The sequence below is a fragment of the Paenibacillus jilunlii genome, from assembly GCF_900102965.1.
GTDB lineage: Bacteria > Bacillota > Bacilli > Paenibacillales > Paenibacillaceae > Paenibacillus_AQ > Paenibacillus_AQ jilunlii.
Genome location: NZ_FNGM01000021.1, coordinates 49,268 through 66,746 on the forward strand (window position 1 = coordinate 49,268; position 17,479 = coordinate 66,746).

15 protein-coding genes are annotated in these 17,479 nt (G+C 51.1%); 14 read left to right on the forward strand and 1 reads right to left on the reverse strand.

The genetic code is table 11. The features are described from left to right. Nucleotides 1-4: 4 nt before the first annotated feature. The gene (locus tag BLQ82_RS26315) at nt 5-559 is read left to right on the forward strand and encodes a GNAT family N-acetyltransferase (RefSeq protein ID WP_062524476.1); all 555 of its coding nucleotides are present in this window, start codon (nt 5-7) and stop codon (nt 557-559) included. Nucleotides 560-627: 68 nt separating this feature from the next. Continuing rightward, the gene (locus BLQ82_RS32425; protein ID WP_062524371.1) at nt 628-1,065 is read left to right on the forward strand and encodes a hypothetical protein; all 438 of its coding nucleotides are present in this window, start codon (nt 628-630) and stop codon (nt 1,063-1,065) included. On the opposite strand, the gene BLQ82_RS26325 is transcribed toward BLQ82_RS32425, so the two are convergent. Beyond that, complete coding sequence (locus BLQ82_RS26325) at nt 1,046-1,927, reverse strand: LysR family transcriptional regulator (protein WP_062524374.1); 882 nt, start codon at nt 1,925-1,927, stop codon at nt 1,046-1,048. The genes BLQ82_RS32425 and BLQ82_RS26325 overlap by 20 nt on opposite strands. 99 nt (nt 1,928-2,026) lie before the next feature. On the opposite strand from BLQ82_RS26325, the gene zwf reads away from it, so the two are divergent. The 12 genes from zwf (at nt 2,027) to BLQ82_RS26385 (ending at nt 17,457) form a co-directional block, all read left to right on the forward strand. Beyond that, nucleotides 2,027-3,538, forward strand: a complete 1,512-nt coding sequence (zwf, locus tag BLQ82_RS26330; RefSeq protein WP_062524376.1) for a glucose-6-phosphate dehydrogenase — start codon at nt 2,027-2,029, stop codon at nt 3,536-3,538. A gap of 39 nt (nt 3,539-3,577) precedes the next feature. Further along, on the forward strand, nt 3,578-4,246 hold the full coding sequence (fsa, locus tag BLQ82_RS26335) for a fructose-6-phosphate aldolase (RefSeq protein WP_062524378.1): 669 nt from the start codon (nt 3,578-3,580) through the stop codon (nt 4,244-4,246). Between the two features lie 119 nt (nt 4,247-4,365). Then, nucleotides 4,366-5,781 carry an NADP-dependent phosphogluconate dehydrogenase gene (gene gndA / locus BLQ82_RS26340; RefSeq protein ID WP_062524380.1) on the forward strand — a complete coding sequence of 472 codons (1,416 nt, stop codon included), beginning with the start codon at nt 4,366-4,368 and terminating at the stop codon, nt 5,779-5,781. Nucleotides 5,782-6,052: 271 nt separating this feature from the next. Beyond that, nucleotides 6,053-6,535: a VOC family protein gene (locus BLQ82_RS26345; RefSeq protein ID WP_062524382.1), complete on the forward strand. Its 483-nt coding sequence runs from the start codon at nt 6,053-6,055 to the stop codon at nt 6,533-6,535. A 237-nt stretch (nt 6,536-6,772) separates the two neighbouring features. Further along, the gene (locus BLQ82_RS26350) at nt 6,773-8,032 is read left to right on the forward strand and encodes a hypothetical protein (RefSeq protein ID WP_163704325.1); all 1,260 of its coding nucleotides are present in this window, start codon (nt 6,773-6,775) and stop codon (nt 8,030-8,032) included. Nucleotides 8,033-8,326: 294 nt separating this feature from the next. Continuing rightward, nucleotides 8,327-9,688 (forward strand): amino acid permease, encoded by a 1,362-nt coding sequence (locus BLQ82_RS26355; RefSeq protein WP_062524386.1) that lies wholly within the window; start codon nt 8,327-8,329, stop codon nt 9,686-9,688. 120 nt (nt 9,689-9,808) lie between these two features. Next, a complete protein-coding gene (locus tag BLQ82_RS26360) occupies nt 9,809-11,035 on the forward strand; it encodes a GGDEF domain-containing protein (RefSeq protein WP_062524388.1) in 1,227 nt (408 codons plus the stop codon). Between the two features lie 614 nt (nt 11,036-11,649). After that, on the forward strand, nt 11,650-13,389 hold the full coding sequence (locus tag BLQ82_RS26365; protein ID WP_062524390.1) for a peptide-binding protein: 1,740 nt from the start codon (nt 11,650-11,652) through the stop codon (nt 13,387-13,389). Between the two features lie 117 nt (nt 13,390-13,506). Next, nucleotides 13,507-14,478 (forward strand): ABC transporter permease, encoded by a 972-nt coding sequence (locus BLQ82_RS26370; protein WP_062524392.1) that lies wholly within the window; start codon nt 13,507-13,509, stop codon nt 14,476-14,478. Nucleotides 14,479-14,519: 41 nt separating this feature from the next. After that, on the forward strand, nt 14,520-15,455 hold the full coding sequence (locus BLQ82_RS26375) for an ABC transporter permease (protein ID WP_062524477.1): 936 nt from the start codon (nt 14,520-14,522) through the stop codon (nt 15,453-15,455). Then, the gene (locus BLQ82_RS26380) at nt 15,422-16,438 is read left to right on the forward strand and encodes an ABC transporter ATP-binding protein (RefSeq protein WP_062524394.1); all 1,017 of its coding nucleotides are present in this window, start codon (nt 15,422-15,424) and stop codon (nt 16,436-16,438) included. The genes BLQ82_RS26375 and BLQ82_RS26380 overlap by 34 nt, the downstream gene beginning before the upstream one ends. Further along, the gene (locus BLQ82_RS26385) at nt 16,435-17,457 is read left to right on the forward strand and encodes an ABC transporter ATP-binding protein (protein ID WP_062524396.1); all 1,023 of its coding nucleotides are present in this window, start codon (nt 16,435-16,437) and stop codon (nt 17,455-17,457) included. Before BLQ82_RS26380 ends, BLQ82_RS26385 begins: the two co-directional genes overlap by 4 nt. The last annotated feature ends 22 nt before the right edge of the window (nt 17,458-17,479 follow it).

The window sequence follows — 17,479 nt, forward strand, 5'->3', positions numbered from 1 at the left end:
GTTTCTGGATATCTCCATCCGGGAAATGACGGCTGAGGATCAGGGCCGCTGGACGGATATGGACGATTCTTTTATTGTAGATTCGGCTCTTGTCCTTTCATACATAGAGAATCAGTTCACATACACCGTAAAAGACATTCCAATCTATGAGAAAAGATACTCAGAAGAAACCTCTGAGCAGGCAGACGAAACAGAGGATTCTGAGTACATCAATAACCCCGATCAAGTGGTTTATTTGGCTTTTGCGGAACAACAGGCGGTGGGGCGAATGGTATTGAAAAAGAATTGGAACCGTTATGCGCTTATTGACATGATCCAGGTGGACAAGCAATTCAGAAGGCATGGGATCGGCCGGCAACTGATGGAACAGGCCAAGCGCTGGGCGCTGGAACGGGAATTGCCTGGAATCATGCTGGAAACGCAGAACATCAATGTGCAGGCATGCAGGTTCTATGAGCGCTGCGGATTTGTAATCGGCGGGTTTGATCAATATGTGTATAAAGGAATCCCTGCCGTCAGTGGAGAGGTTGCGGTGTACTGGTATCTGCTTTTCGAATAGTGGGGGGAGCATCTAGATTCAGGGCAGTCAGACAGTGTGGCTGGAAAAGAGGGCAAATACAAAGAGCCGTGCGGCCAACACAGCTCTCGGAGCATAGCCGCAACGGCAAAAGTGCCGTTGTTGAAGCCGCCGGGGGCGGAATGCCCGGAAACAACGGCAAAAGTGCCGTTGTTGAGCCGCCGCCGGGCGGGATGCCTGGAAACAACGGCAGAAATGCCGTTGTTGAGCCGCCCCGGGGCGGGATGCCCGGAAACAACGGCAGAAATGCCGTTGTGGAGATGCCCCGGGGCAGTTTGCCTGGAAACAACGGCAGAAATGCCGTTGTTGAGCCGCCCCCGGGCGGGATGCCTGGAAACAACGGCAGAAATGCCGTTGTTAAAGCCCCCCGGGGCAGTTTGCCTGGAAACAACGGCAAAAGTGCCGTTGTTGAGCCGCCCCGGGGCGGCTCGCCGTTGCATTCCCCGGCGTTCGCTTGTTCGGGCCGCTCTACTTCGTCAGCTCAATGAACTTGCTGGCCGCAGTCGTCAGCGGCATGTTGCGCATGGTCATCATGCCCACCTGGGCAGGGGGGAGCTGTACGTCCAGTTGAATCTCGAAGAGGGAGCCCTCCTCCAGCTCCTTGGATACGAATTCCCGCGTCACGAAGGAGATGCCGAGTCCTTTGCGGGCAAACTCGATCAGCAGGCCCACGCTGCCTACCTCGAATTCCGGCTTCAGCTCGTAGCCGTACCCCCGGAACAAGTCCGTAATAGCCATACGTGCGCGGCTGCTGCGGGAGAAGAGGATGATGGGATATTGAAGCAGCTCTTCAATAGAGAGCACCTTCTGGTTCAGCCCGGCATAGTGGCTGCCCGCAATGAAGCAGTCCTGGAGCTGAAGCCCCTGCCGCACTTCTAGCTGGGGATCGGCGATCGGCATGCGCACCACGCCCAGATCAACGAGGCCTTCTTTTAAATAAGAGATGACTTCGGGTGTAGTCCCGTGGATCAGATGCAGGCGGATGCCGGGGTAGCGCTGGTGAAAGACTTCGATGAAGGGCAGCAGATAATGCTTGAACAGGGAATCACTGCCGCCAATCCGCAGCTCGCCGTTGTCGAGGTTTTTGAGTTCGGCCATCTTCTTCTCCGCCTGGGTGATGAGGATGTGCGACTGCTCAATATAAGAGTACAGGGTAGCCCCCTCAGGGGTCAGCACCACGCCTTTGGAGTTGCGGGTGAACAGGGTCAGGCCAAAGCTGTCCTCCAGCTGCTTGATGGCATGGCTGACGCTGGGCTGGGTAATATAGAGGGCTTTGGCGGCCTGGGTCAGGCTTCCAGTCTTCGCTGCCCAGTAAAAAACCTTATACAGTTCAAAATTGTTCATAGACATGGTCTATAGCTCCTGTGAAATATATTAATTACTTGTATGGTTCGTATTTGTATTATAGTGTACTCAGGAAAGATAAACCAGAGCAGAAGGAGAATGGAGATGGAGGCAACTACATTTGTTTTGTTTGGAGCGACAGGAGACTTGGCCCGAAGAAAGATCTATCCTGCGCTGTATAATTTATATCTCGACCACAAGCTGCACCATTCATTCTCTGTGATTGGTCTTGGCAGAAGAGAAGTGGCTGATGAAGCCTTTCAGGCTATGGTGGAGCGGTCGATCCGGGACTTTTCCCGGCGGGAAGTGAATGATTCTGCGTCCGTGCGCGGCTTCCTGAAGGCCTTCCGATATAATGTGCTGGATGTGGGGCACACAGAGGATTATCTTAAGCTGCTGCAGCGGGTGGAACAGCTGGAAGCGGACATGGGCAGCGCCCCGAACCGGATGTTCTATTTATCCGTCGGCCCTGAGTTTTTTGAACCCATTGCCTTGAATATCAAAGAAAGTGGTCTGGGTGCCGCCAAAGGCTGGAAACGCCTGGTGATTGAGAAGCCCTTCGGCCATGATCTGCAGTCGGCCCAGGAGCTGAATTTGAAGCTTAGCGAGGCTTTTACCGAGGATGAAATTTTCCGGATCGACCATTACCTGGGCAAGCCGATGGTGCAGGAGCTGGATGTGTTCCAGCAGACGAATCCGGTGCTTCATGCCCTCTGGAACAACCGCTACATTGCCAATGTGCAGATTACCGCAGGCGAAACGGTGGGTGTGGAGGAAAGAGCGGGCTATTACGATCATGTGGGTGCGCTCAGAGACATGTTCCAGAATCATATGCTGCAGCTGCTGATGATGCTGGCGATCCGCCTGCCGAAAGACAGCACCGCAGAAGAAGTGCGCTTCAAAAAGAAAGAGGTTATGGAGTCCCTTGAGCCGCTGGAAGAAGCCGATGTCCGGTTCAATGTAATCCGCGGGCAGTATACCGCAGGTACTATTCAAGGTAAGCCGGTCCCAGGCTATACCGCTGAACCGGGAATTCCCGCCGATTCGCAGAACGACACCTTCATTGCTGCCAGACTTATGATTGATGATCCCTTCTGGAAGGGCGTGCCTTTCTATATCCGGACCGGTAAGAGAATGAAAGAGAAATCGACGCGCATTGTCATTGAGTTCAAAGAGCCGCTTAAGCAGAACTCGTCAGCCGCCGAGGATGATATCCCTAATCTGCTGGTATTCGAGATCAGCCCGAACGAGGGGATTACCCTGCAGCTCAAGGCCAGAGATCCTCAGCACAAAGGGAAGTTCAAGGCGATGCACATTGATTTTCATACCAGCTCTATTGAAGTGCCGGAGGCATATGAAAATCTGATTCATGATGCGCTGCACGGAGATCCGTCGTTCTTTGCGCATTGGAATGAGGTGGAGCTGTCCTGGAAATGGGTGCAGCCGATCCTGAATGCTTTTGCCAAGAATAGCGTTCCTCTCAATCACTATGCAGCCGGAACGTTTGGACCTGCCGAAGCAGACCAGCTGCTTGCGGAGAACGGGCATCACTGGTGGCTTGACTCTGCCGTCGAAGAAGAAGGCGAGCTTACGCTGCCCGTTGCTTCAAATTTTTAATACTGCAATTAGTTCAACTAAAAATGGAGGTTTAAGCATATGAAATTTTTTATCGATACAGCTAATGTGGAAGACATCAAAAAAGCATACCAAATCGGAGTGTTGTCTGGAGTTACAACGAATCCATCCCTGGTTGCTAAAGAGGGCGTGAAATTCGAAGACCGCATTGCAGAAATTCTGCGCACCGTACCTGAGGTGGAATCTGTGTCCGCCGAAGTTACGCCGGATGCGGTTACCGCTGAAGAGATGATTGCACAGGCGAATGAGCTGATCAAGATCAACAATTATGACAAGAACATTACTATTAAGCTGCCAATGACACTCGCGGGACTGGAAGCCTGCCGGTATCTTACTCAAAAAGGTGTAAAAACCAACGTGACGCTGATCTTCACTGTGAACCAGGCGCTGCTCGCTGCCCGTGCAGGAGCTACCTATGTATCGCCGTTCCTGGGCCGTCTGGATGACATCTCCGAGGATGGCGTCCAATTGATCGTAAAAGTTGCCGAGCTGTTCCGCATTCACAACCTGGACGCACAGATCATTGCCGCTTCGGTCCGCCATCCGGACCACGTAACCCGTGTAGCCATGGCTGGTGCGCATATTGCCACTATTCCGTTCAGCGTGATCGAGCAAATCTCCAAGCATCCGCTGACCGATCAAGGGCTGGAGAAATTCGCCGCTGACTGGAAAAAGGCACCACAGATTTAATGCGGTAAATAAAACAACAATTGATCAAGGGGCTGAAGTGACGGAGGAGAAGTCTGGAACTGGGGGAGGTCCCTTATCACAGATTGGTTCAGCACATATCATTGGGAGGGTATTGAATAATGGGTAAACAGCAGATTGGTGTGGTCGGCTTAGCCGTTATGGGTAAGAATCTGGCCTTGAATATGGAAAGCAAAGGGTTCTCGGTGGCATTGTACAACCGTTCCCGGGAGAAAACGGATGAACTGCTTGCTGAAGCAGCAGGCAAAAACTTCACAGGTGCCTACAGTATCGAAGAGTTCGTCCAGTCCCTGGAGACGCCGCGCAAAATCATGATTATGGTCAAGGCCGGTAAGCCGACAGATGATACGATCCAGCAGCTGGTGCCGCATCTGTCGCCAGGGGATATCCTGATTGATGGCGGCAACGCCTTTTTCCCGGATACGCAAAGACGGAACAAGGAGCTTCAGGCGCAAGGCTTCCGCTTCATCGGGGCCGGGGTTTCCGGCGGTGAAGAAGGGGCGCTGAAGGGACCGGCCATCATGCCGGGTGGACAAAAGGATGCCTACGAACTGGTGGAACCGATCCTGACAGCCATTTCAGCCAAAGTAGACGGCGATCCTTGCTCTACCTACATCGGCGGGGACGGTGCCGGACACTATGTCAAAATGGTGCACAATGGCATCGAATACGGCGACATGCAGCTCATTGGCGAAGCCTATCAACTGCTGAAGGATGTCCTCGGGCTAGATACCGCTGAACTGCATGAGATTTTCTCGGAATGGAACCGCGGGGAGCTGAGCAGCTATCTGATTGAGATCACAGCTGACATCTTCGCCAAGGCTGACCCGGATACAGGCAAACCGATGGTTGATGTAATCCTGGATTCCGCCGGACAAAAGGGAACAGGCAAATGGACGAGCCAAAATGCCCTCGATCTGGGTGTTCCATTGTCCATCATTACCGAATCCGTCTTTGCCCGGTTTATCTCAGCGATGAAGGATGAACGGGTGGCTGCAAGCAAACGTCTGAAGGGTCCTGAGGTCAAGGGCTATGACGGCGATGCCAAGGAGTTCATCGAAGCGGTCCGCAAAGCGTTGTATGCGAGCAAAATCGCCTCCTACGCCCAGGGCTTTGCCCAAATGAGAGTGGCTTCGGACGAGTATAACTGGAATCTTAACTATGGCAGTATTGCGATGATTTTCAGAGGGGGCTGCATTATCCGCGCAGGCTTCCTGCAGAATATCAAGGATGCCTATGACCGCGACCCGGAGCTGAAGAACCTGTTCCTGGACGAATACTTCAGCGGTGTGGTACACAACTACCAGGAAGCCTGGAGAGATGTAGTGGCGCTTGCCGTCAAAAGAGGAATCCCGGTTCCGGCATTTGCCTCCGGCCTGGCCTATTATGACAGCTACCGTTCCGAACGTCTTCCGGCCAACCTGCTGCAGGCGCAAAGAGATTATTTTGGAGCGCATACCTTTGAACGGCTGGACCAGCCGGGAAGCTTCCATTTTCAATGGATGGACCAGAACTAATCAGATAGGGTTAACCTATGAAGTCCGGGCGCAGGCCCGGGCTTTTTTATAAGAATTTATATGCTTCACGCTATAAATTAAATTTCTCGCTGAAACGGGTACCGTCCTTATAAGGACGGCGTTTACTTGGCGTATCAGAAAATTATATATTTTCGGGGTCCCTTTTTTTAGCAATCCATAAGAAATTAAGCCAGCTCTTTGGTCTATAATGAAGAGGAACGCTGACAGCGGAGCGTTCCAGCTCTGCAAGAACATTCAGGAGGGATCTGTTGTGCCGAAAATTGTCACGAATCTGTGGTTCGATACGGAAGCGGAAGAAGCAGCGAAATATTACACCTCTATTTTCAAAAATTCCCGGATCACAAATACCTCATATTATGGAGAAGGCGGCAGGCGTCCTGCCGGGACGGTGCTGACAGTGACGTTTGAACTGGACGGACAAGTATACACTGCGCTGAACGGCGGCCCGGAATTCAAGTTTACAGAAGCAATTTCCTTATTGGTGAACTGTGAGGGGCAGGAGGAAGTCGACGAACTGTGGGAGAAGCTGTCCGAAGGCGGCACGGAAGGGCCGTGCGGATGGCTGAAAGACAGATACGGCTTATCATGGCAGATTTTCCCCACCATTCTGGGAAAGCTGCTGAACGATCCCGATCCCGTCAAATCCCAAAGAGTCATGCAGGCTATGCTGCAGATGAACAAGCTGGACATTGCCGCTCTACAGCGGGCACATGAGGGCAGCGATTTGCACTAATCAACCGTAGAACCAGGATTTTTCTGACTCTGGGCCTTCCCGCTCAGCCGGCTCACTACATGTTTACCGTACGGATTACACCGGAAGTACCAAAAATACCCGTTCACCTTCTTTTTTACAAAAAAATAGTTTATCATTGCTTCATTCCAAATTCTAGGAGGATTTATGATGCGGGGGTTAGTAAGTAAGGTAAGCCGGTTGTGCGCAGGTCTCATGTTGATAGGTGTTGTATCATATGTGGAGGGACAGCAGGCGCTGGCCTTGCCTATCCAGGAAGAGCTGATTGCAGCTGTGGCTCCGGACGTTAGTTCATCCATGGCGGTGCTGGGCAGCCCGTTCAAGAAAGCGCCTTATGCGCGCAACGTCTGGGATATGCAGCTTTTTGACGGGAAAATCTATCTGGGTCACGGCAACAGCAGCAATGAAACACCTTCGCCCAATGCTGGACCAGTCCCGATCTATTACTGGGACCTTGCCCAAAACAAGTTTTCAGTTCAGGATGTTACGTATACCAACCCGTCCACGGGCAGGGTGACCACTAATGTCTATGTCATGGACGAGCAGATCGACAACTTCAAGGTGCTGAATGGAGAGCTGTACATCCCCGGGAATGACTCCAGAGTGCCTGGTTGGGCTTATGGGAATTTTTATCGCCTGAACGGGGATCACTGGGACCAATACATGAACATTCCCGGCGGCATCCATGTATATGATATGGCCTACTATAAAGGCAAGCTGTACGCTGCACTCGGGGCTATTGAAGGCCCCCTGATCTATGTATCCTCTAACAGAGGCAATAGCTGGACCCGATTGGATTCCGTCTCCCAATTCGGTATTATGCGTGCCTACAATCTGTTCGAGCTGGGCGATGCGCTCTATGCTTCTTCAGCCACGGCGGGGAAGACACAGGGGGTTGCGAATGAAAAAGGCTACATGATATCCATTAAGCAGAATAGCAGTCAGACCTCCAAGCTGACCTTTACCAGCAGCCAGTTGTTCCCCGGACTTAGTTTTGTCACCAAACCCGGTGAAGTGAACGTTCCCGGTGTCAGCGGGCAGCCGTGGCTGAAGCTCCTCCGCACGACGCCGGTTAACGACCGGCTGCTCTATATTCCAGGCGTTATCTATAATGACCATCAATCCATTCCGCAAGGCCTGTTCTCGGCCGGGGCCAATTTCCAGAATGTGCGCAAGGAGCAGCTGCCTAACCCTGCTGTAGTGCCTATTGACATTCTGGAGCGCGGCGAGACGGTATATGTGCTCGGTTATATCAAAGAAGCCCCGGGCCATTATACGAATTACGTCTACCGCAAAAGCACCGGCAGCTTCGGAGCCAGCGGGGAGGGCTGGCGTGAGGTTTTCCACTTCGGCCGGGATACGTTCGCCCGTTCTTTCGAGGAACAGAACGGTGACTTTTATTTTGGACTTGGCAGCTACGCGGACGTGGTCCCGGCGTCAACCGGCACGATCCTGAAGCTGAGCGCAGGAGCTTATTGAACGTTATACCGGCAAACGGGATATAGATACTGAGAATAATGAAGACCCGAGTCCTCCGCTTATTGGAGGGCTTTTCTAATTTCCATAATCATCCAACCTCTTCCGGTAAAAGGAGTGTTGTATTTCCTTGAAGATTCCCGTACAATTTTGTGGAGTAATTCTGCATTGCGTTAATGTATGTCACAGCAGCCGGATATACTCACATATTATGATAGGTGTACGTAACGAAGGCGGGGGCGTTCTTCCTACATCATTACGGGCTGCAAGGAACACATACGAAGGGGAGCGTTCTTGTTGGAAGCAAAGCAATTGAACAGAGGACTTAAGACAAGGCATATTGAGCTGATCGCACTCGGGGGGACTATTGGTGTAGGCCTCTTCATGGGATCGGCAAGCACGATCAAATGGGCAGGGCCTTCAGTGCTGCTGGCTTATTTGCTGGCGGGAATCATCATGTTTTTTGTTATGCGCATTATGGGGGAAATGCTGGTGCTGGAACCGGTGACCGGTTCTTTCGCTACGTTTGCTCACAAGTATATTCATCCGCTTGCGGGCTTCGTGACCGCATGGAGTTACTGGTTCCTGTGGGTTACGGTAGGCATGGCGGAAGTTACGGCAATCGGGATCTATGTGGGCTACTGGTTCCCGGGGATTCCGCAATGGCTGCCGGCATTGGCAGGTGTAGGGATTATCGCGGCGGCGAATCTGGCGGCGGTGAAGTTCTATGGGGAATTTGAATTCTGGTTCGCCATGATCAAGGTGGTGGCCATTGCGGTAATGCTCGTGCTGGGCACGGGGATGATCTTTTTCGGTCTGGGCAATGGGGGGCATCCCATAGGCCTTTCCAACCTATACAGCCACGGTGGTTTTTTTGCCGGGGGCTTGAAGGGTTTTCTGTTTGCGCTCTGCATCGTCACGGCCGCCTATCAAGGAATTGAACTGGTGGGGATTACGGCCGGGGAAGCAGAGAACCCGAAACATACGCTGCAAAAAGCGATCAAAAATATCATCTGGCGCATTCTGATTTTTTACGTGGGTGCGATCTTTGTGATTGTCACGATCTATCCTTGGGATCAGGTAGGGGAGATCGGCAGTCCTTTCGTGTTGACCTTTGCCAAGGTGGGCATTGTGGCTGCCGCGGGCATTATCAATTTTGTGGTGCTGACCGCTGCCATGTCCGGCTGCAACAGCGGAATTTACAGTGCGGGAAGAATGCTGTACACGCTGGCGAAGAACGGACAGGCCCCGAAATTTTTTGGCAAAGTCTCGAAGACCGGTGTTCCGAGGAACAGTATTATCACGACAATCGCCCTGCTGCTGCTGGGTGTGCTGTTCAACTATCTGATGCCCGACTCTAAACTGTTTCTGTACATTTACAGTGCGAGTATTCTTCCGGGAATGGTGCCATGGTTTGCACTCGCAGTCAGCCAGTTCAGATTCCGGGCAAAATGGAAAAGCGAAATGGGTACTCATCCGTTCAAGTCACTGTTCTTTCCGGTCAGCAACTATATCACGGTAATCTTTCTGTCGCTGGTGCTGGTCGGCATGTGGTTTAATCCGGATACCCGCACTTCTCTGATTGTCGGCGCAGTCTTTATTCTCATCGTCATTGCGGGATATTATATGTCCGGGATTGGCAGAAGCCAGCAGCGTTGACAGGGTATACCATGAAATACCATAATAAATCCCGAATAACTGGTTCGCTTTATTTAGCAGCTCAATACAACCGATATTAATATGGAGCCTTAGAAAACTCCATGAAAGGAATTATTGAGCTTGAAGACTACGATTAAAGCAGCCTTTTCCAGAACTCTTCCATTTATAGTGATGGCGGCAGCCTACTTTTTGTACACAAAAATCAATACAATGTCTAATCCGCAGGTAGAGGCTATAGGTTTTTCTCCGTATGCGATTTTTTTTGTAGGGGCCGTATTATCCTGGAAATTTAACCGAAGCCGGGAATTTTACATTCTGCTGATTCTTGCGATTTGTATCGCATCCATGTCCTATCTGCCGGAGATTTCAGGTACAGCCCTGCGGAGTAGTGACATTTATTCCGTTATCTGTCTGGCGATTCCGTTGAACATTGCACTGTTTTCCTTTTTTAAGGAGAGGGGCATCATCAGCTTATGGGGAAGCCTCCGGATGGCTCTGATCCTGGGGCAATGCCTGTTTCTGTTCTGGCAGGTGAAGTCGGGAGAAAGAGAATGGCTTCATCTGTTGAATAAAGAGGTGGTGCCTGTAAATCTCCACGCTATAACTCCCATACCGCAGCTGTCTGTGATTGCGTTTGTGATTACCTTTGCCATCCTGATAGTCAGGGCAACCGTATACCGGTCCTCTTCGCAGGAGATTTCATTCATAAGCGTCTTATTAGCTATATTTTACGTGCTGCACCAGAACAATAGTCCGCTGCTGTATTCGATAATATTTGCTGCTTCAGGGATTGTTTTTATTGTTTCGATCATTCAGGATTCGTACTCGATGGCTTTTTCCGATGAGCTGACGGGTCTGCCTTCCCGGCGGGCGCTTAAGCAGGACATGATGAAGCTGGGCTTTAACTATGCGATCGCCATGCTGGACATTGATTTTTTCAAAAAATTCAATGATACCTATGGACATGACACGGGAGATGAAGTGCTGAGGCTGGTGGCTTCCAACATTAAGGAGGTTACGGGCGGAGGGAGGGCCTTCCGCTATGGCGGAGAGGAATTTACTATTCTTTTTCCGGGCAAAAACATAAATGATGTGCTTCCCCATCTCGAAGAGCTGCGGGAGAAAATATCCAAACAGGCCTTTACCATACGCGCCAAAGGCAAATCCAAAAACAAGTCTTCAAAAAGGTCCTCCAGTGCCAGAACCTCTAAGCAAATATACATAACCGTAAGCATCGGTGTCTCTCAAAAGAATGAGAAGTACAAAACCACAGAAAGTGTGATGAAATCGGCAGACACGGCCTTATACCGCGCGAAAAAAAAGGGCAGGAATTGTGTAAGTAAATAAAAGGGGATGTGGCAATGGAAGACGCCCGTTATCAATTAGATTTTGGAAAGCTTTAATATTAGAAGCATATTTATTAAGAAGCGAACAGAAGACCGGGTGGATACCCTAGCTGTTTGCTTCTTTTTTGTGTGTGATATGAATAAATATATATACCAATAAAAATATCACATGTAATTAACATAGTTAAATCAAACGGCTGTGATCTAAACTCTCTTTATTTTAACTTTTAATGGTATTAATGATTTGTTTCGGAAATACAATGGAATGAAAAGGAATTATACTACATTATATAGAAATGAGACTAGGTAAAAAACGGATAAAAAAGATATTGACGTAAGAAAATTTAACATGTAATATAAACCATAATTTATATGGGAAAGCTAGCTTCCCGACATGAGTTGTTGCTGCTGGAAATTGACCTTTGGTCTATTTCAAGAGATGACGGCTTAATAGTAAAAGGATTTTTTGTGAGGTATTATTACATACCTTGAAGGCTGTTGGACTGTTCTGTTTTGTACAAGGGAGGTTGAAAGCTTCAGCAGAGAGAGCGTAATAGAACCCGGCAGCGCTGGCGGTTCACAGAACACGAACCTAACTAAGGAGGAGTAAATCGAATGGCAAAAAAGAGAAAATGGTGGTCTGGGTTACTGGTTTTATCTCTAGTAGGGGTTCTATTCACAGGTTGCAGTACAAATAACACCGCAACTAAATCACCTAATGCTGCAGCAGAGAGCTCTGCTCCAGCCGCAAGCGAAGCTCCCGCAGCTTCCGAACCGGCTGCAGGCGCCCCTGTTGATGGCGGCACGCTGGTTATGAGCACATTCTCCGATATCGTCAATCTTAACCCTCTTATGATCAACGATACTTCTTCCGGTGATTTAGCAGAATTCGTATTTGCCAAACTTTACAATTTGGACCGCGAAGGAAATGTTAAGGCAGAACCTTGGTCTCTGGCAGCGGATGTGCCGGAAATCTCTGCTGATGGATTGACTTATACTGTGAAGCTGAAAGACGGCATCAAATGGAGCGATGGCCAGCCGGTCACTGCAGACGATGTGGTATTTACGGTTGATATGGCGAAGAATCCGGAAACCGGATCGCCGCTTACAAGTCTATTCGACAAGGTAAAGACCGTTGAGAAAGTCGATGACAAGACAGTGAAGTTCACAATGAAGCAAGTGTACGCGCCATTCTTGTACTCCTTGGTTCAAGCCGTTGTACCAGCCCATGTTCTGAAGGATGTTAAGCCGAAAGAAATGCAAACTAATGCATATGGTACCGACCCGGCTAAAACCGTTACGAACGGACCGTGGAAATGGACCTCCTGGAAACAGGGCGACAGCCATACCCTTGATGCTGATCCAAACTATTGGGGCGAAGTTAAACCTCACATTGCACAACTGGTTTATAAAATCTACGCTGACCAGAATACCGAGGTTCAAGCTCTCCTGAAGGGTGACACGGACCATATCAGTGCGATTCCGGTTACACAGGTTGAGGCAGTCAAAGCAAACAACTCGATTAATATCATCCAAAAGCCGGGCGCCCAGTATGAATATGTAATGTTCAACTTCGATTCCAAGAACTTCAAAGATAATTACGGTCTGTTTGCGGGACAGAAGACCAGACAGGCCATTGCACATGCACTGAACCGTCAAGGTATGGTTGATAACATTCTGAAGGGTGTCGGCGCGCTGATGAACGCACCGTTCCTGCCGGACACTTGGGCTGATCCGGGCGATGCAGCCGTTAACTACGATTACAATGCAGAAACAGCCAAGAAGCTGCTGGCGGAAGACGGATGGGTTGCCGGCAAGGATGGCATCCTGACCAAAGACGGACACCGGTTCTCCTTCGAACTGCAATATAATGCGGGCAACAGCCGCCGCGAGCAGGTTGCTGCAGTCATTCAGCAGAACCTGAAGGAAGTCGGCATTGAAGTTACACCGAAGGCCATTGACTTTGCGGCCTGGATTGACCAGAACGTAACACCGGGTAAATTCCAAGCCCTGCTGTTAGCATGGTCCCTGAACACTCCTGACCCCGATTCAGAGAGCGTCTTCTCCTCGAAGTACTTCCCGCCTGCCGGACAGAACAGCGGCTGGTATAAGAATGAGAAGCTGGATCAGCTGTGGGTAGACGGATATTCTACGGTTGACCAGGCCAAGCGCAAAGAAATTTATAAAGAAGTAGGTAAAGAAATCTCTACCGACCTGCCTTACGTGTTCCTGTATCAATATGGGCAAGCCATTGGTACGGGGCCTAGAGTTCACTGGGCAGAGGAAGATGCTCCTGAACCTTCACTGGGATATGGACAGTACTTCCATGCGATCAAATGGTGGGTAACCGACTAAATGAACAGACACAGGAAATAGAATCGCGGGGGAGGAAAGAGAATTCTCTTTCCTCTTCTCCTTTTGTCTTGAAGAGGCCCGCGATCCTATGCCTTACCATCTCTAGGAGGACATTAGATGACTGAATATCTGATCCGTCGCGTACTGCAATCGGTGCTGGTGATCTTTTTGATTACTATACTTACCTTTCTTCTAATTCATGCGGCCCCCGGAGGGCCGACCCAGATGATGCTGTCTCCGGGACTTTCACCGGAAGTCTTCAAGCAGCAAGCGCATAATCTCGGCCTGGACCAGCCTGTCCCTGTACAGTATGTGCGCTGGATTAGCGGCTTGCTGCAGGGAGACCTGGGTTATACTTTTAAAAATCATCTGCCGGTTGCAGATTTGCTATGGCCCCGTATCGGCAATACCTTCATTCTCATGGGGGCAGCCTGGCTGTTATCTCTACTCATTGCGATTCCCTGGGGAATCTATAACAGCACCAAAGTATATGGGTTGTCCGATCAGTCGGCCTCCTTCATCTCTTATCTCGGTTTTGCGATGCCAACGTTCTGGTTCGGAATACTGCTGCAGCAGTGGTTTTCCCTGAAGCTGAACTGGTTTCCTCTGTCCGATATGCATACAAGAGGCAAAGAAGGGGATATCGGCGACTTGTTCATGCACCTTGTGCTGCCGGTAACGGTGCTGTCACTAGGATTTCTGGCTTCCTACATGAAGTATGCGCGGGCAAGCATGCTGGAAGTGCTGGACCAGGATTATATCCGTACTGCACGCGCCAAGGGTGTCAAAGAACGGAAGGTCGTTTTCCATCATGCGCTGCGCAATGCGCTTATTCCTATCATCACCATTCTGGGCCTGGATCTTCCTATATTGGTGGCAGGGGCCGCCTTGACAGAGAGTGTGTTCAACTGGCCGGGCATGGGACGCTGGTTCGTGCAAATGGCGACCGAGCGCGAATATTCAGTTCTCATGGCTATAACGATCGTAACGGCGGTTATGGTTGTGCTGGGCAATCTGCTCGCAGATATTTTGTATGCGATAGTAGATCCCCGCGTCAAGCTCGGCAAGCAAGGAGGGAAAGCAGCATGAGTACTAACCCTTCACAATTGCCCGCGGATGCCTTGCCTTCAATGGAAACGAAAAAAGCGGCTGAATTAAAAAAACCTCCGGGCCCCTGGGCCATCTTGTGGAAAAAGTTCTCGCACAACCCATACGCGATGAGCGGACTTGTCGTGCTGCTTTTTTTCATAGTGATTGCTGCACTCGCTCCCGTCCTCACTAAATATAAGCCGGAAGCCATTGATTTGATGTTTGCCAACCTGAAGCCCGGAGTGGACGGGCATCTGCTGGGAACAGACGAGCTGGGCCGTGACATCCTGACCAGACTGCTGTACAGTGCGAGAATCTCCCTGATGATCGGGTTTTCAGTAGCCTTTGCTTCAGTAGCCATCGGTTCGATTATCGGGGCGATTTCAGGTTATTTTGGCGGCTGGGTGGATACCATCTTCATGCGTATTGTGGACGTGATGAACTCTGTTCCTACGCTGTTCCTGAATATACTCGTGCTGGCGATATTCGGCTCCAGGATGGAGTATATGATCATGATTCTGGCTTTGACCAGTTGGATGAGCATTGCCCGGCTGGTGCGGGGGAACTTCCTGCAGCTTAGGGAAATGCAGTATGTCGAGGCGGCCAAAGCGATCGGGGTATCGAGCTGGGGGATTATTTTCCGGCATCTGCTCCGGAATGCAAGCTTCCCGATTATTGTGAATGCGACTCTGATGGTCGGCGGTGCGATTCTAAGTGAATCGGCATTGTCCTATCTGGGTCTGGGTATCCAGGCTCCGGCCACAAGCTGGGGACTGATGCTCAGCAACGCACAGGAATTCATGCTGATAGATCCGCTGCAGGCCGTATATCCGGGTCTGTGCATCCTGCTGGTGGTGCTGGCGGTTAACTTTATCGGCGATGGCATCCGGGATGGACTGGATCCCAGACAGCAATTGACCAAATCCCGGAGGAGGCTGGACAAATGGCGGAAAAATTACTCGAAATCCGGAAACTGACCACCGGCTTTGTAACGGAAAAGGGGCTTGTGAAGGCGACCGACCAAATCTCCATTAATGTGGATAAAGGACAGACGGTGTGTCTTGTCGGGGAGTCCGGCAGCGGTAAAAGCGTGACCTCGCTTGCCGTTATGCGGCTTATCGATTACGCCGGCGGAATGATTCTTGAAGGCAATATTAACTTTCATGGACAAGATCTGGCTGCGAAAAAGCAGGAAGAGATGCGCGATATCCGCGGCAACCGGATTGCGATGATTTTTCAGGACCCGATGTCCTCGCTGAATCCGGTATTTACGGTTGGCGAACAGATCGCCGAGAGTCTGCAGCTGCATCAGCAGAAAAGTCCCAAAGAGGCTATGCAAATGGCCATTGATCTGCTGAAGCTGGTCGGGATTCCGGCGCCGGAGATCCGGGCGAGACAGTATCCGCATGAACTGTCCGGCGGGATGTGTCAACGGATTGTTATCGCTATTGCTCTGGCCTGCAATCCGGAGCTGCTGATCGCCGATGAGCCGACAACGGCCCTCGATGTTACGGTTCAGGCGCAGATTCTGGATTTGCTGCGCAAGCTCCAGGCGGAGCTTGGCATGTCCATTCTGCTGATCACCCATGATATGGGGGTGGCTGCCGAAATTGCGGACCGTATCGCTGTTATGTATGCGGGAGCTATTGTAGAAGAAGGTACAGTAGAAGAGATTTTTGATCATCCCAGCCATCCGTATACGATTGGTCTGCTGCAATCCATTCCCGGCTTTGAGGGAGGGCGCGGCGGAGAGCTGTATACGATTAAAGGAACGATTCCGCCGATCGGCCAGCTTCCGCCGGGCTGCCGCTTTCATCCGCGCTGTCCGCATGCGATGGAGGTCTGCAGCATGAAGGAGCCGCCGGATTTCATGATTACGGATGATCACCGTACCGCCTGCTGGCTGTTTCAGGGTAAGCCGGTCCAAGCTGACAACAAAGATGGGGTGAGACAGGCATGACGAATGAGACAGCAGTCAAACCGTTGAATAATCCAACCTCCGCCGCCGAAGTTCTGGTGGAAGTGAAGGACATCCGAAAATATTTCCCGATCACCAAAGGCCTGCTTAACCGGACGGTTGGCCAGGTGAAGGCCGTTGATGGTGTTTCTCTGTCTATCCGCAAAGGGGAAACCTTCGGCCTGGTTGGTGAATCCGGCTGCGGCAAATCCACTTTTGGACGGGTGCTGCTCCGGCTGCAAAGCGCCACCGGGGGAGAGGTGCTGTTTAACGGCCGGGATATCCATTCGCTGCGCTATCAGGAGCTCAGGAAGCTGCGCGAGGAGATGCAGATTATTTTTCAGGACCCGTTCGGTTCCTTGAATCCGCGGTTTCTGGTCAAGGATATTATTGGCGAACCGCTGAAGATTCACCGGAACATGACAGCCAAGGAGATCGATGCCAGAGTCGTAGAGCTGATGGAGCTGGTTGGTCTGGATGCTACGCGGAGAAACCGCTACCCGCATGAATTTTCGGGCGGACAACGCCAGCGTATAGGGATCGCGCGTGCGATTGCGCTGAATCCGCAGTTCATTGTCGCTGACGAAGCGGTATCCGCGCTCGACGTATCTGTGCAGTCCCAGGTTATCAACCTGCTGATGAAGCTCCAGAAGGAGCTTGGGCTGACCTTTCTGTTCATTGCCCATGGACTGAATGTTGTCCGCCATATCTCGGACCGCGTAGGCGTCATGTACCTGGGCAAGCTGGTTGAGGTCGCGGAGACGGAGGCGTTGTTTGCCGCCCCGCTGCATCCGTATACTGCGGCGCTGCTCTCGGCAATTCCTAAGCCAACGCCAAGACGGAAGCAGGACCGCATTGTACTGCAGGGCGATGTTCCTTCACCGGCGAATCCGCCGTCCGGCTGCCGGTTTCATACCCGTTGTCCGCTGGCCCAGGAGAAATGCCGCCAGCAGGAGCCGCTGCTTGAAGAACTGCATCCCGGACGAATGGTGGCCTGCCATTTTCCGCTGGCAACTTCGTAAGTCTGGCTTGTCTGCATTGATA